Below are 15,977 nucleotides of genomic sequence, written 5' to 3'. Positions count from 1 at the left end.
TTAATCTAAGGACTAACCTTAATTTTGCAAACTTCAGGCGCTAGCGAGCTCCCACCTGCAAATACTGTAAGCTCGCAAGGCTCGACTTTAAACATCATCTCCTGATTCCAGATCGCCACTTCTTCCTTGCTTAGCTCGAACTCAACTGATGCCTGCTCGCCCGGCTGCAATTCCAGCTTGCGAAAGCCTTTTAATTCTCGAACTCTGCGGGTAATCGGAGAGCCTACAGCCTGAATATATAGCTGTACCGTTTCTGCTCCGAAACGCTGCCCTTTATTCGTTACGCGAACGACCAGCTTAATGCTTTCGCCGCGCTCCAGCTGCTGCGCAGAAATTTGCCGAGCGGATACTGATTCCAGCTCACAGTCAAATTCGGTATAGCTGAGCCCGAAGCCAAATGGATAAAGCGGCTGCTCGGTCATATCGACATAAGGCCGGCTCCTTCCTTGATTTTTCTGATTGTAATAGACCGGCAGCTGGCTCGATGAACGAGGCAGCGAAACCGACAGCTTGCCGCTTGGATTAACCTGGCCAAACAAAATCTCTGCAAGCGCCCTGCCTCCTTCTGGCCCAGGATACGTAGCATAGACAAGCGCGTTGCAGTGCCGCTCTATCGCTTCCAGCGCATGCGGTCTTCCCGCGATAACGATTGCTGCAATCGGCGTTCCCGTAGCAGCGAGCTGCTCGACCAGCTTCTCCTGCACGCCGCCAAGCCGCAAATCAGCCAGATCGACGCCTTCGCCGCAATCCATTTCGCCTGCATGATCTCTCCCCATAATGATGGCGCCGTTATTATCAAATTGGTCGCCAAAATCACGGGCGCTGCTGCCTCCCAGCACCAACACTGCAACATCCGCATGTGTTACTGCTTCAATCGCTTCGGCAAAGCCATCCTCTCGCATATCGCGAATACCGCAGCCTCTGGCATAAACGATCTCTGTGCCGACAGGAGCCATTTGCCGAATCCCTTGCAGCACCGTCGTGCACGTGCCTGGCAGCTGGATGCTCGTATAATCGCCCAACTGGTTGTAGACATGATCGGCGTTAGGGCCAATCACCGCAATCCGACGCTGCTTAGCCGATAATGGTAGAATGCTGTTTTCATTGCGCAGCAGTACGGACGATTCACGTGCAAGCTGCAAATTAGCGGCTTTAGCCTGCTCTGTCCCGACTGCGGAGACGGAAAGCGCTTCGTCGACATACGGCTGCTCAAACAGCCCAAGCTCAAACTTAAGCTGCAAAACGCGGCGCACGGAGCGATCCACTTTCTCCATATCCACTAAACCGCGCTCTACTGCCGCTTCTAACGTTGTATAGGCTTTATCCCACAAGCTGAGATCAACGCCCGCCTGCAAAGCCATTGCTGCCGCTGCTTCATAATCGCCAGCAAGCGCGAGCAGTCTGTCGACAGCGCCGCCATCGGCCATTACGATTCCATCGAACTGCCATTCGTCACGCAGGATGCCCTGCAGCAGGCGAGAATTGGCGTGACAAGGCACGCCGTCTATTTCGTTGTAGGCTGCCATTAGCCCCTTCGCTCCAGCAGCAACCCCTATGCGCGCAGCAGGCAGGTGAATTTCACGAAGCTCCCGTTCACCAATATTGGCTGGTCCCGCGTTATGACCTCCCAGCGCCGCTCCTTGCGCACACAAATGCTTCAGCACTGCAGCGACTCTGCTGTTCGAGCGCAAATCCTTCTCACCGTCTCCCTGCAAGCCGCGGACAACCGCCTGGGCAAATTGAGCTGCCAGGAACGGATCCTCGCCATAGCATTCCTCGGCGCGTCCCCAGCGCGGCTCGATTAAAATATCCAGTGCTGACACTAAGCCAAGATGAGCTCCGCGGCCGCGAATTTCAGAGGCCACATATGAATAAGCCCGCTCAGCCAGTGCAGGATTCCAGGTCGAGCCTACCGCCAAATTTACTGGCAATAACGTCGAATCCAGCGCCTGATGGCCGTGCGGGCATTCTTCTGAAAGCAATACAGGGATGCCGAGTCGTGTATGCTCGCGCACGTACCTTTGAATAGCATTTGCTGCTTTTCCGTTCAAGCGAGTCGGAATTCCGTTATCATGCGTAACCGCCGACCATGGATCAGCGCGGAATAGACCGTAAAGCGCTCCCATGCCTCCGCCAAACGCTACCTGCTCCTTGAATTTGTCGGTTAACTCGATGTCTTGACCTGAGCGGCGATAAGCATCCCAGCCATACATATGCTGGTTAAGCTGACCGACCTTTTCCTTAAGTGTCATGCGCGATACAAGATCGTCTACCCGCTGTTCCACAGAAAGCTCCGCTTTCATATAATCGGCAACCATTTCACTCACTCTCCCAATGAGCTCCATCTATGATCAGAGCATAATTTTGCTTTTGCTTTCATAGTGTCAAGATGCTACATGCTTGCTTTTATAGCTCGATATTCCTTTGGCGTCATGCCCGTTACAGATTTGAATACAGACACAAAATATTTATACTCCTTGTAACCAACCCGATCTGCAATTTCAAAAACTTTGTCGTTCGTCGTAGCAAGCAGCCGCTGCGCATGACCGATACGCACATCATTCATATATTCCTTGAAGTTTTTTCCTGTATTTTGCTTGAAAATATAGCTGAAATGGTTCGGCGTAATATTAAGCCACTCTGCTACCTCGGAAGCCTTCATATCCTCGCTATAATGCTCGGCAATATATTTCATCGCCTTCTCAACAATCCAGTATGATTTGTTTACCGATTGATTGCCGACCGCATCGAGCAATGCGTGCAATTCCTCGAGCAGCAGCTGTTCAAAAGCATCGTAGGAATTGTACTGATGCAAATCAACAGACAGCTTCCGCTCATTCGTTTGATTCATTTGCATCGCATTATGGCGCAGACGCTGACGCAGCAGTGCCATTTGCTCCTCATAAATGCTCAGCATTTCAGGCAGCAGCAGACGCTGCTTGCGCATTTCCGCAAAAAGCTCGCGCAGCATAGCTTCAGCCTCCGCCCATTCCTGACGGTACAGTAAACTGCTTAGGCGGCTGGCCCAATCGCCAGGCGGCGAGTAACCACGAAACGCCCTTCTTTCGTTTTCCAGCTCCTTGCATAGCTGCTCTGTCAAAATCGCTTCAGGCTGTAAAATAGAATAGAACAGCATTTGTTTTACGCGTTCACAGGCCTCGGACGTTTTTTCAGATTCCGTAAAAGAAGCTGAAAGTGCGACTGCTACTTCGCCCTCGCGCTGCCAATTGGCTGCTGCTTGACTCAACATTTTCTCCCATTGTCGTTCGTTCATGCTGTTATGAGGATCGTGGACAAAGGCATATAGCAAATTGGGATGAGCAAATGCAAAAATAGTAGACAGTCCGGCAGCATGAAGACTTGCTTCCAGCATATCCTTCCACTCCGCCTGCACATCTCTAATTTCCTCAGCAGGCATATCGCCGTAACGCTGCTCATAGTCAGTCAGCTGGCTGGCAATCACGCGAAAGGAACCTCCCGCGCCAATACAGCGGCGAAGCGGCACCGCTTCGGCAAATTCAGCCTTACTGTGGATCGCATTCATTAGCCACAATACGTCCTCTTCCCGCGAGCCGTGATCATCCCGCTCGCGAATGCGAGCTATGACATTGCTTACTACAGCCTTCAACTCATCAATATTGACCGGCTTCAGCAAATAATCGCTAACGCCAATTCGCATTGCGCGGCGCGCATATTCAAAATCCTCATATCCGCTAATCATCACCAGGCTGATTTCCGGGTACATCGCTCTTAGCTGCTCAGCCAATTCCAGACCGTCGATGCCGTCCATCCGAATGTCCGTTAATACAATATCAATTGGCTCAGACTGAACGATCTGCAGCGCCTGCTCGCCATCATAGGCCACACCTGCAACCTCGACGCCAAGCTGCGACCAGTCAATCGTTTTTTTCAAACCCTCGCAAATGATCGGCTCATCATCGACAATAATCATGCGAATAACCCGATGATTGCTGCGTCTCTTATCATGTTCATGGTTGTTCATAGCGTTATTCACCACCATTGGAGTTGAGATAAGGGATTTTAATTCGCACAAATGTACCCTTTTCCTGACTTGACATTAGCTCAAGTCCAGCGCCAGGACCATAAAAGATCGTCAAGCGCTCATTAATATTTTGCAGCGCTCCGATTTTGTCTGACCGCTGCTGTCTTCCTTTAAGCGAAGCTTGTATTTGAACCATGCGCTGCGCCTCAATTCCTTTGCCATTATCGCGCACATCAATCCAAACCTCGTCGCCGTTGTGGTAAGCATTTACCTTGATCCAGTTGTTGTTGGATTTCGTATTAAAGCCGTGAATCAGAAAATTCTCAACTAACGGCTGAATGACCGTTTTCGGCATTTTCAAATCAGCCAACGAATATTCCATAAACAAAGCGTAATGAAGCCGCGTCCCCAGACGCACCTGATGCAGCGTAAGATAGGACTGTACAAATTCCATTTCCTGCTGCATGGACGTAACATATTGTCCATTATTCATGCTGGAGCGGAAAAAGCGGGACAGCATTTCGATTAAATGGCTCGCCTTGTCTGCATTTTCAAGACGTGCCGTCCAACGGATCGTATCAAGCGTATTATAGAGAAAATGCGGATCGACCTGGCTTTGCAGCAGCTTCAGCTCCGATTCCCGTTCTCTGATTTCCATCTTATATTTATGATCAATCAGCTCCTGAATCGTATCCACCATCGCATTGAATTTGCGATTCAGATCTGAAATCTCATTGTTCGAGTTAACTGGCACCCGCGCATTAAAATCTCCCATCATGACGCGTGTCGTCTCATTTTTCAAGCGGAGAATCGGGCTAATAATCATATATTGAAATCCTGCCAATGCGGTAATAAGCAGCAATAAAATAACGATCAATACCGTCGTCATCAGCCACCGAACGCCAACCAGCTGCTGATCGATCACCGACTTGGGAATAGCCGTCACAACCGTCCAATTGGTGCCTTCCATTACACGACTAAACGTATAATAGGAGCTTCCGTCCGCTTTATAGCTCATATCTCTGACGCCCTTGCTGTTCATTGTCTCGAGAATGTGATTAGGATCGAGCTGCGACGTAAGGGCTTTCTCAGACTGGAGCACATGCTCGCCGTCGGGACCGACAACGAACACAAAGCCTTCTTCACGATACTGCTCGTTTTCCAGCAAATCGACAATACTTTGTTCATCCAAACGAATCGTCAAATTGCCAAGCGGTGTCGTTACGTCCTTATACAGATTCAAAACCCGGAACAAGGACACTACGCTTATATTGCCCTTCCACCCGCTGTTAACCGTATAGCCTTCACTCCATACAATTTTCCCTCTTTGCTCAGCAGCTTCAAGCTGCCAGGCTCGCTCATCGCCAATGACCGGCTCGCCCATCTCAATCAAGCGACCATTCAAGCCTTCAATCGTAATCGACAAAATATAAGGCTTGGAAAATATATGGAAAATGAGCAACCCTTCCACTGACTCCTGAAGTCTATCAATACGCTCGCTGTACTCCTCAGGATCAGATTGCAAGTAAGCATTGAGATCGGCATTATAAATCAAATAATCTGCAATATCCTCAACCATGGAAAACTGCTCTTCAAGCTGGTTCACAACCGCATCCAAATTGCGGAGCGTCGATTGAACATATTGCTTCTGTAAAATTTGCGTATAGCTAGATTGCACGAGGATGCCTACTCCCAATGTTGGCAAAATTACCAGCAGTAGAAAAATGAGCAGTGCAATTTGTTTTAATCCGAAATTTCTAAACATTCGTAATTTTCCAGGCATCGGACGCATCCCCTTTCAGCGCTCCGGAGCAAAGCATCCTCCAGTCGCTTTTTAAATCGTAATGCTCTCTTATTTGAATTTTTATGGTTGCATTACGATGTTAAAGGCGGCACTCTTCGTTTTTCTGCGCTCCGGAGCAAAGCATCCTCCAACCGCTTTTTAAATCGTAATGCTCTATTATTTGAATTTTTAAGGTGGCATTACGATGTTAAAGGCGGCACTCTTCGTTTTTCTGCGCTCCGGAGCAATGCATCCTCCAGCCGCTTTTTAAATCGTAATGCTCTATTATTTGAATTTTTAAGGTGGCATTACGATGTTAAAGGCGGCACTCTTCGTTTTTCTGCGCTCCGGAGCAATGCATCCTCCAGCCGCTTTTTAAATCGTAATGCTCTATTATTTGAATTTTTAAGGTGGCATTACGATGTTAAAGGCGGCACTCTTCGTTTTTCGGATGCTTTGCTCCTCCGCTGGTGCTTTTTTTTGAATGCAGGGTCAAGAAGCTTGGACGCTGGTAGAAGACGAGGAGCGCAGCGTAGAGCAGAGCTACTTGAGCACCGGAGCCTTCGGTAGCGTGACATATTCGCCGCCGACTATGCTACAACGCATAACATCGTCATCAAAGTCGTGCTTTTTAAACTACCCTTCCAATCGAGGTTTAAAAAGCTGGGCTTTCAGGACCAAGAAGGTTGGACGCTAGTAGAAAACGAGGAGCGCAGCGTAGGCAAATTGCTACGTGAGCACCGCAGTTTTCGCTAGCGTTCAAGATTCGATGTCGACTATGCTTCAGCGCCCCACATCGTCATCAAAGTCCTGCTTTTTAAACTACCCTTCCAATCGAGGTTTAAAAAGCTGGGCTTTCAGGACCAAGAAGATGGCACGATACTAGAAGGCGAGGAGCGCAGCGTAGGCAAAAGCTACGTGAGCACCGCAGCCTTCGGTAGCGTGACATATTCGCCGCCGACTATGCTACAACGCATAACATCGTCATCAAAGTCCAGTTTTTTAAACTACCGCTCTAGCCTTTGACTGCACCTGCTACCATCCCGTTTACAAGCTGCTTCTGCAACAGCAGGTAGAAAATAATGATCGGAACTAAGGCAATTGTAAGGGCCGCCATCTGCAAGGTCAAGCTTGCCGTTTCAATGCCAACGAAGTTGGCGATACCAAGCGGCAATGTTTTGAGCGACTCTGAGCTGATTAGTACCAGGGCAAACAAGTATTCATTCCAGTTATAGATGAAGTTCAGGATCACGACCGTTGCGATAGCTGGACGTGTGATAGGCAATATAATCGACCAAAAGATTCGATAGATGCCGGCTCCATCCATAATTGCGGATTCTTCAAGGTCTCGCGGAAAGCCGCGCATAAAGCCTTCCAGAATAAAGATGGTAAGCGACAAGTGAAAGGCAGTATACGGCAAAATCAATGACATATAGGTATCAAGCAAGCTCATATTTTTCATAATCATAAAGATTGGAATCAGTGTTGCATGAATCGGTATAAGCATGCCTAGAAGAAAGATTGAATAGGTTGCGCCACGCAGCTTAAATTCAAAACGCGATAAGAAAAATGCGGCAAGTGCACCGAGCAGCACCGTTACAATCAATGAAGCAAAGGTGACAATCAAGCTGTTCAAAAAGTAAACATCCATTTTTGCGATTTCCCACGCCTTGCTATAGTTCGAAAATTCGAACACTTTAGGCATGGCAAATGGACTTGCAGCGTACTCCTGCTCCGATTTAAAGGAGCCTACGATCATATAAAATATCGGGATAATGTTAAATATGGCGAACAGTCCAAGGAACGAGTAAGCCAAAATATAATAAAGCGGTGATTTTTTGGTCATCATGTTCAGTTCCTTTCTAATTCTTTTCCTTGCCGACTCTGTTTGCGATCATGACAACGATAAGACTGAATATTAGAATCAGAATAGAAACCGCGCTTCCGTAGCCGAATTGTCTGCTCATGAAAGCATTATTGTACATATAAATTGTCATAACCTCAGTCTGGTGAGCAGGTCCTCCGCCAGTCAAAATTTGAATTAAGTCAAATACACGGAAGGAATTACTGATGCTGAAAATGACTGTGAACAGAATCGTAGGACGGATAATCGGAATCGTAATCAGGAATACCTTTCTCAATCCTGTAGCCCCGTCCAGCTCTGCCGCTTCATTCACTTCACTAGATATGTTTTGCAAAGCGGCTAGAAAAATAATCATGTACAAGCCACAGTTCTGCCAAATATATGCTACGCTGATCGATAGCATCGACCAATCGGGATCACCAAGCCAATTGCGCTGCCAGCTTTCCAGGCCAAGCACGCCTAAAATGCTGTTGAGAAACCCATATTCCGTGTTATAAATCATTCCCCAAATAAGCGATACCATTACGGAAGAAATAACGACTGGCAGGAAACCGATTGTTCTGAAAAATCCATTTCCTTTTAACCCGCGATTAAGCAGCAGTGCAAGCAAAAGCCCGAGCGGCAGTTGCCCTATTAGACCAGTGAGCATAATGATGACATTATTTTTTACAGAAAGCCAAAAAATATCATCTTTAAATATTTCACTGAAATTATCCAAGCCAATAAATACTTTGGCGGAAATGCCATCCCAATTAAAAAAAGAATAGTACAAGGAAAGAATGATTGGAACAATGGCAACGCCAATATAAATAATTAGCGAGGGGAGCAGCCCCACAAAAATGGCCAGCTTGGTCTTTCTTAATGTATGCATCAGGCATCCTCCTCCAAGCGTAAAGATTTTTTTTCATCAAATAAATTTCAATTCAGCGCTATGGAGCAAAGCATCCTCCAGTCAGCGGTACGGAGCAAAGCATCCTCCAGTCGCTTTTTAAATCAGCGCTCCGGAGCAAAGCATCCTCCAGCCGCTTTTTAAATCGTAATGCTTACTCATTTTAATTTTTATGGTAGCATTACGATGTTAAAGGCGGCACACTTCGTTTTTCGGATGCTTTGCTCCTCCGCTGTAGCTTTTTTTGAGTGCAGGACCAAGAAGATGGACGCTAGTAGAAAAGGAGGAGCGCAGCGTAGGCACAAGCTACGTGAGCACCTAAAATGTTTCCGTAGGAAAGCATAACCCTTCGCTAGCGTTCAAGATTCGACGTCGACTATGCTACAATGCTAAGCATCGTCATCAAAGTCCAGCTTTTAAACTTCCTCTTTAAATAAGTGTTCAAAAAGCTCGGCTTTCAGGACCAAGAAGCTTGGACGCTAGTAGAAAATGAGGAGCGCAGCGTAGGTACTTACTACGTGAGCACCGAAATTTTCGCTAGCGTTCAAGATTCGCCGTCGAATCAGCCACAGAGAAGTTACATCGTCATCAAAGTCGTGTTTTTTGAACTACCTCTTATTATTTGCCGATCAATGCTTGCGTATCTTGGGCAACCTCCTCAGCAGTACCTCTACCTACTGTAATAGCTTGCAGGCCGTTTTCAAATTCTTTTGCTGCCTGAGTATTAATGACAGCATCAAATACCGGAGCAGTGCCATGGCTGGTTAGCTCGTACATTTCTTTCAGGTACGGACTAATGTCATCACCCATTTCTACATTTGCAGGAACCAGAATGCCAGCCTTAGCTAAATCTGTATACAGTTCCTCGCTTACAAAGAACTTGATGAACTCAAGTGCTGCAGCTTGTTTCTTCTCATCGAGACCATTTTTGATTGAAATACCGAACTGAGATACGCCAGCGGACATTTTAGGATCACCTAAGCCTCCAGGCACGCTCGGGAACAATGCGATTCCAAATTTATCGCCTTCTTCGTTGTTCGTACGAATACGTCCATCAACAGTAGCGGATGAAATATGCATAGCAGCTTTACCTTGGATCAAATAGTCTTGCGCTTGTACAGAGTCCATATTGTTAGCATCTACGTTAAATGCTTCCAGCTTAGTCAATTCATCAATGACTGCAATAGCTTTCACATATTGCGGATCAGTCAGTTGAGCTTCACCAGCCATTACTTTGTTAAGGAAGTCCTCTCCAGCAAAGCGTTGTCCGATAATGGACATGTAGGACGATTGAAGAGGCCATTTTTCTTTGTTGCCCAAGGAGATTGGTGTAATGCCTGCTTCCTTCAGCTTCTTGATCATGTCAATAAAGTCTTCGTAGGTCGTCGGGAATTCGTTATATCCTACTTGTGCGAGATATTCTTTGTTGTAATAAATAATGTCTACAAAGTTGCGTTTTGTTGGAATTGCCAGCTGATTGCCGTCTGCATTATAACCGACCAGAGAATCTTCAAGAACAAGACCATTCCAATTGTCCATATAATCGTTTAGCGGCATAAGCAAGTCGCCTTTAACTAGCGGCTCAAGGTCCGCACCAGGCCATGTAACGTTAATATCAGCCAAATTGTTTGCAGTAGCCAATGTGAACAGCTTTGTTTTATATTGCGCTGCTGCTACACCATCCTGTTGAATTTTAATATGCGGGAACTGTGCTTCAAAGGCAGCGATACGAGCTTTATAAACTTCATTATCCACGTTAGGCGATGTCCAAGGGTGCATCATCGTTAGCGTAATCGTTTCTTCCTGCGAAGCACCTCCTGTATTATTTGCGCCCTCGTTATTTTCCTTTTGATTGCCGCATGCTGCAACTACAATCATTACTGTAGCCATAACCATTGCAAATGTAAGACGTGTCCATTTCTTCATTTAAACCCACTCTCCCTCATAAAGTTTAATGATATAAAATCTGACACAAAATATATAATCTCATGTCATATTTCCATGATAATCTTCCACTCCAGTAAAAAATATCCGAATAATTCATGATTATATCTGTATTTTTAAGATTTCACTAAATTTAATGTCATATTACATTACATAATATTGAATTCGCTTCAGGTTATAAGGTTTTCCATAACTATAGCCAACCATTCGGAAGCGTTTTCATTTCAGCTAAATGACAGCGCTTTGATATTTTCGAGCGTCAGATTGTGTGTAGTTTTAACAAAAACATCACGCAATCTGACATCATCGCTTGTTGAAAACTTAATTTCCTGCAAGTACGTAATCAACTAGCTCATCCAATGGAACTGTAGCAAGCGCAATCGCTGTATCTGTTACTCCGTAGTAAATGTAGAGCAAGCCATCTTTCACAACATTTCCAGTTGGGAAAATAACATTAGGAACTTGGTAGCCGAACTTTTCATAGTAAGGCTCTGGCTCCATAATGAAATTGTTCGTTCTGGCGATAATTTTTTCCGGATTTTCAAGATCAAGCAGAAGCGCGCCAACACGGTACACACTATCGTAATCAACGCCGTGATACAAGACCAGCCAGCCTTTATCCGTTTTAACTGGTGGAGTTGAGCCTCCGATTTTTTTCTGCTCCCATGGCTCTGGACCAGCTTTAGCAAGCAACTTAGGCTCTTCCCAATGAATCAGATCATCCGAATAGGTAATCCACATCGCTGCTTTCTCTGTGCCATATTCAGGTCCGACATACTCCTCAGGGCGGCGCAGGAGAACATATTTATTATTAATTTTTTCCGGGAACAAAATGTTGTCGCGATCATTAATCTCCAAAGGCGTCGTATCGCAAAGGTACTCCCAATTCAGCAAATCCTTGGATGTCAAAATCCCCGAGCGAGTCAGCCAATGCTGTGGATCATCTCCCCAGCCGTCAGGATATTGAGGGATCGAGCGTTCCGGCAGTCCCGTTCCGGTCGGATAATAATTCATGGCGCAAGGGCGAAGCGCATAATTAAGATAGAACGTATCGTCTATTTTAACGATGCGCGGGTCCTGCACACTTCCGTAAGGAAAGCCCAGCATATCTGGCGTTACGATCGGCTCATCCTTCACATGGGTAAAGTTGACGCCGTCCTCACTTTCCAGCAGACCTAAATAGTTTTTGCAAGGTGTCAGAGAACCCGCTGTGCGCTCAATCATGTAAAACTTCCCATTCTCGATAATGACGGCAGGATTAAACACTGTCGCTTTGCGCCATTCAAACAAGCCAGGCACTACAATCGGATTCTGGGGGTGTCTCGTTATTTGCATTCGTGAACCTCCTGACAAGATGTAATTGACTTCTGGGTTACATTATATAACGCAGATCCTATCATTTATATCCGAAAAAACTTCGATTACATCCAATTTTATAGCAAATTTGATTTTTAATCGCTTACATTTTGTGGATTTTCAAAATAAGGAAAATTAATGTAATGAATAGTAACATATAAATAACAAATAACTAACACATTTTTACACTTGCAAAATCTTCATATTCTCAGATTTGATGAAATGTTTTCTAATGATTATCGACGTTATGCCGGACGTGTGCTATATTGGCGGTAATCTATTTGGAAGTATTTTACTTTGGTTGCCAAAATTGATAACGCTTCCAAATTTGAAGGGAGGGATGGGTGCAGCGACACCGAAACATTGGGGTTGAGGAGAAAACCTTCTACTGTAAATTTACAGATTCAGGAGTGATTAATGATGAAGCGCATTAGTTCTATTCTGCTCGCATTTGCGATGGTTTTGTCTGTTGTATTTATAGCTCCAGCCCAACATGCAAGCGCAGCCTTTGATACCTCAAAATCGTATGTGCTGCTCAACAAAAACAGTGGACAGGCGCTTGATGTCTTTGAATGGGCAACAGGCGACGATGCCCCGCTTGCTCAATTTACACGCAATGATTTGGCCGTACAGCAATGGCAAATTGTCGATGCCGGGAGCGGCTACAGTCAATTGATCAGCCGCCATAGCGGAAAGCTTGTCTACGTCAAGGACAAGTCCAAGGAAAACGGTGCCCAGATTGTGCAGATGCGTTCACGCAGCAGCCAAGCGCATGATTGGAAGATTGAATCTGTCGGCGGCGGATTTTACAAGCTGACCAACAAAAATAGCAACAAGGTACTGGAGGTAAGCCAAGGCTCGCAAACCCCTGGCGCCCTGATCGTACAAAATACGTATGATGGCTCAGACAAACAGCTATGGCAAATTGTCGAGGTCGGCCAATCCGGCGGCAATCCTGGAAATCCTGGTAATCCTGGAACTCCCGGAACTCCCGGAACCCCTGGTTCAGGAACGCCTGACTTTAGCATGAAGGGCTTTGCAACGCTTAACGGCGGTACAACCGGCGGCGAAGGCGGGACGACGGTCGTCGTAACAACGGGCAACCAAATTATAAACGCCTTGAAAAACAAGTCGAGCAATACTCCGCTTAAAATTATCGTCAACGGCAAAATTACACCTTCCAACACCTCTGCAAGCAAAATCGACATTAAGGACGTGAATGATGTTTCAATCGTCGGCCAAGGCACCAATGGAGAATTCGACGGCATCGGCATTAAAATTTGGCGTGCAAACAATATCGTTATTCGCAACCTGAAGATTCATCATGTCAATATCGGCGACAAGGATGCAATCAGCATTGAAGGGCCATCCAGCAACATCTGGATCGACCACAACGAGCTGTACAACAGCCTTAATGTCGACAAGGATTATTATGATGGCTTGCTGGATGTGAAGAGCAACGCTGACTATATTACGATTTCATGGAACTATTTCCATGACAGCTGGAAAACCTCGCTCGTTGGCAGCTCAGACAGCGACAACCATAACCGCAAAATTACGTATCATCACAACCGCTGGGAGAATGTTAACTCTCGCTTACCTTTGTTCAGGTTCGGTCAAGGGCATTTATTCAATAACTACTATAACAACATTATTGATTCCGGCATTAATTCACGAATGGGAGCAAAGCTGAGAATCGAGCATAATCATTTCGAAAACTCCAGCAATCCAATATTGTCGGCCTACAGCAGCCAGGACGGCTACTGGCATGTCGTCAACAACAAATTTGTCAATAGCTCTGGAAGCATGCCAACTACTTCAACTACGACCTACAATCCGCCTTATTCGTATTCACTTGATCATGTCGATCAGGTCAAGTCGATCGTTACACAGTATGCTGGCGTAGGCAAAGTAAATCCATGAGTTGATGTGTGAATCTGCAGGCGAAGGAGGCGCTCAGATGTGGAAGTGGAAGGATACCTTCATGGCGCTTGCATTCTATGTTCAGACAAGCTTCGCTCGCAATAGGGGAACAAGCGCTCCACCACCACAAGGCAAACCTCCTGAGGATGCAAGCACTGTACACAAAACAGCGGATAAGATGCTAACGACAGCAGACAATACGCCAATTTTGACTCACAACATGCTAGCGGCAGCTGACGCTGCATCAGTGAAAGCTTACAGCATGCCAACAGCAACTGACGCTACATCACCATCAGCTCATAAGGCTCCAAATCTAGCGGACAACCTGCGAGCGGCAGACTTCAGCTTCAAAGCAGCGGACCGTTTGCAGCGCGTTTTTGAGAGCAAGCCGACTTATAGCGGCCGCACGGCAAGCCTAATAATGAATACCGTGGAGCACTCGTATGTAGAGCCTATAACGCTACATTTGCTCGCATCGCGCATGGGACTGCATCCAAACTATTTGAGCACGGTGATCAAGCAGGAGCTTGGCATCAGCTACACAGAGCTAATAGCTCGGTTAAGAGTAGGCAAATCAATGGAGTTGCTGGACGATCCGCGCTTAACCGTTAAAGAAATTGCCGTTGAATGCGGATATGAGAACGTCAACACATTTATACGTAACTTTAAACGGCTGCAAGGTATGACACCAGGACAATACCGCAAAAGACAGCGCAGCAACTAAAATCAAGCGTACTACTGTCTTCCATACAAAAAGCAGCTCCTGATGACTAAACAGCAAAACAGCCTCCCTTCATCAACTTGGAAGGGAGGCTGTCGTTTATTTAAAATTGACATTGACAGAAATGAATGAATCGGCTAAATTTTATATATCAACTCGATATATCAATTCGATGCATTTTTGAAAGGAGCATTAATAATGATCGACCTCGTTATACTCGGAATGCTTATGCAAGAAAAAATGAGCGGCTACGATATAAAAAAAATTACAGAGCAGACAATCGGTATATTTTACAAAATGAGCTATGGCAGCCTCTATCCTGCCTTAAAAAGATTAGTAAAGGACGGCTATGTTTTCGAGGAAGAAACGAACGATAGTAAAAATAAAAAGCTGTATGCCGTTACTGAGAAAGGTCAGCAGCATTTCATAAAATGGCTGGCTGAGCCGCTCAAGGCATCAAGGCGAGAGTATATGGTCAAAATATTTTTTTATGACTATTTGGATGAAGAAACGCGACTACGCAATCTAAAGGACTATCAATACAGCATCACTCGTCAAATGGAGCAAATGGATGCTGTCCAGGCTATCGTATCTCAAGAGCTTGAGCAGCTGGAAAACAAGGATCAGTACTACTATCGCGTCTCGACAATGTACTACGGCTTGAAATTTTTTCAAATGGAAAACGAATGGCTTAAACAAATTATGAACAAAGAGGAGTTTTAGTATACGATGACAGACAACTACCATGTAAAACGTCCTTATCTGCTGTTGATTTTGATCGAGCTGGCTTTAATTATTTTTGTAGCAGGAGGCAGTGCATATGTGTCAATCGCAGAATTGACGCATCCACTTGCACCATTTCTGGGCTTTGTTCCAATTGCGTTATTTTTATTAATTTATCTTTCTATTAAAAAGAGATGGCAGAGCTTCTTTTTCAGCAATCTTCGCGAGCTGACAGCAAAGCAATGGCTCGATTATTTTCCTTTGCTGCTGATCCTGATCGTACTGCTAGTTGGAAACCAGGGCTTCCAGTCTCAGCCACCTGCTTATTTTGTCTATTTGCTGCTTTCTCAGCTTTTACTGGTCGGGTTTGTTGAAGAAACGCTGTTCCGAGGAATGATGCTGCGGGCACTTATTCAGAAAGGAAAAATGTATGCTGTTATTTTATCCAGCGTACTATTTGGTGTTACCCATGCGCTTCAAGCGCTAGGCGGTCAATCCTTGGAGGATACGCTGCTGCAAATTGTATATGCATTTCTGGTTGGTTTTGTACTTGCTTTGCTCGTTGCTAAAAATCGTGCTATTCAGCTAACAATTTTGTTCCACGGCTTGCACAACTTTATTAACTTTACCGGCAATACACCAAGCACCCATCTATACGATTATATCGTGCTTGCTATACTCGTTGCTCAGCTCATATGGCTGTTGCTCTCGCCGCGCAATTATTCTGTCCTCAAAGAATCTGCTCAGATTGTTTCATAACTTGATACATTA

At 45.7% G+C, this 15,977-nt stretch carries 11 protein-coding genes and 2 pseudogenes; 6 read left to right on the top strand and 7 right to left on the bottom strand.

From position 1 onward, the window contains the following. Positions 1-5: 5 nt before the first annotated feature. The 3 genes from KJS52_RS22705 to KJS52_RS22695 all read right to left on the bottom strand — a co-directional run bounded on the left by KJS52_RS22705 (position 6) and on the right by KJS52_RS22695 (position 5,786). Complete coding sequence (locus KJS52_RS22705) at positions 6-2,318, bottom strand: glycoside hydrolase family 3 N-terminal domain-containing protein (RefSeq protein WP_213519587.1); 2,313 nt, start codon at positions 2,316-2,318, stop codon at positions 6-8. Positions 2,319-2,392: 74 nt separating this feature from the next. Continuing rightward, the gene (locus KJS52_RS22700) at positions 2,393-4,003 is read right to left on the bottom strand and encodes a response regulator transcription factor (RefSeq protein WP_213519586.1); all 1,611 of its coding nucleotides are present in this window, start codon (positions 4,001-4,003) and stop codon (positions 2,393-2,395) included. Between the two features lie 4 nt (positions 4,004-4,007). Then, positions 4,008-5,786, bottom strand: coding sequence for a sensor histidine kinase (locus tag KJS52_RS22695; protein ID WP_213519585.1), 1,779 nt, complete (start codon positions 5,784-5,786; stop codon positions 4,008-4,010). 87 nt (positions 5,787-5,873) lie between these two features. Between KJS52_RS22695 and KJS52_RS22690 the strand changes: the two genes are divergently transcribed. Beyond that, positions 5,874-6,356, top strand: a complete 483-nt coding sequence (locus KJS52_RS22690; protein WP_213519584.1) for a hypothetical protein — start codon at positions 5,874-5,876, stop codon at positions 6,354-6,356. A 445-nt stretch (positions 6,357-6,801) separates the two neighbouring features. Here the strand turns inward: KJS52_RS22690 and KJS52_RS22685 are convergent, their stop codons facing one another. From KJS52_RS22685 to KJS52_RS22670, 4 genes are all read right to left on the bottom strand, one after another. Beyond that, on the bottom strand, positions 6,802-7,632 hold the full coding sequence (locus KJS52_RS22685) for a carbohydrate ABC transporter permease (RefSeq protein ID WP_213519583.1): 831 nt from the start codon (positions 7,630-7,632) through the stop codon (positions 6,802-6,804). 16 nt (positions 7,633-7,648) lie between these two features. Next, positions 7,649-8,521: a carbohydrate ABC transporter permease gene (locus KJS52_RS22680; protein WP_213519582.1), complete on the bottom strand. Its 873-nt coding sequence runs from the start codon at positions 8,519-8,521 to the stop codon at positions 7,649-7,651. 636 nt (positions 8,522-9,157) lie between these two features. Continuing rightward, entirely contained in the window at positions 9,158-10,465 is a 1,308-nt protein-coding gene (locus KJS52_RS22675; protein WP_246563881.1) for an ABC transporter substrate-binding protein, read from the bottom strand. Between the two features lie 339 nt (positions 10,466-10,804). Next, positions 10,805-11,818 carry a glycoside hydrolase family 130 protein gene (locus tag KJS52_RS22670; protein ID WP_213519581.1) on the bottom strand — a complete coding sequence of 338 codons (1,014 nt, stop codon included), beginning with the start codon at positions 11,816-11,818 and terminating at the stop codon, positions 10,805-10,807. 438 nt (positions 11,819-12,256) lie between these two features. Here KJS52_RS22670 and KJS52_RS27550 point away from each other — a divergent pair. The 5 genes and pseudogenes from KJS52_RS27550 to KJS52_RS22650 form a co-directional block, all read left to right on the top strand. After that, positions 12,257-12,769: pseudogene (locus tag KJS52_RS27550) on the top strand (RICIN domain-containing protein); the annotation flags it as partial. Positions 12,770-12,856: 87 nt separating this feature from the next. Continuing rightward, positions 12,857-13,762: pseudogene (locus KJS52_RS27545) on the top strand (pectate lyase family protein); the annotation flags it as partial. A 37-nt stretch (positions 13,763-13,799) separates the two neighbouring features. Continuing rightward, complete coding sequence (locus KJS52_RS22660; RefSeq protein ID WP_213519579.1) at positions 13,800-14,486, top strand: helix-turn-helix domain-containing protein; 687 nt, start codon at positions 13,800-13,802, stop codon at positions 14,484-14,486. Positions 14,487-14,681: 195 nt separating this feature from the next. After that, entirely contained in the window at positions 14,682-15,206 is a 525-nt protein-coding gene (locus tag KJS52_RS22655) for a PadR family transcriptional regulator (RefSeq protein ID WP_213519578.1), read from the top strand. A gap of 6 nt (positions 15,207-15,212) precedes the next feature. Next, positions 15,213-15,965: a CPBP family intramembrane glutamic endopeptidase gene (locus KJS52_RS22650; RefSeq protein ID WP_213519577.1), complete on the top strand. Its 753-nt coding sequence runs from the start codon at positions 15,213-15,215 to the stop codon at positions 15,963-15,965. The last annotated feature ends 12 nt before the right edge of the window (positions 15,966-15,977 follow it).

Origin of the sequence: Paenibacillus montaniterrae (assembly GCF_018403185.1) — a bacterium.
Classification (GTDB): Bacteria; Bacillota; Bacilli; order Paenibacillales; family Paenibacillaceae; genus Pristimantibacillus; species Pristimantibacillus montaniterrae.
This window is presented reverse-complemented; position numbering and strand designations above follow the sequence as displayed.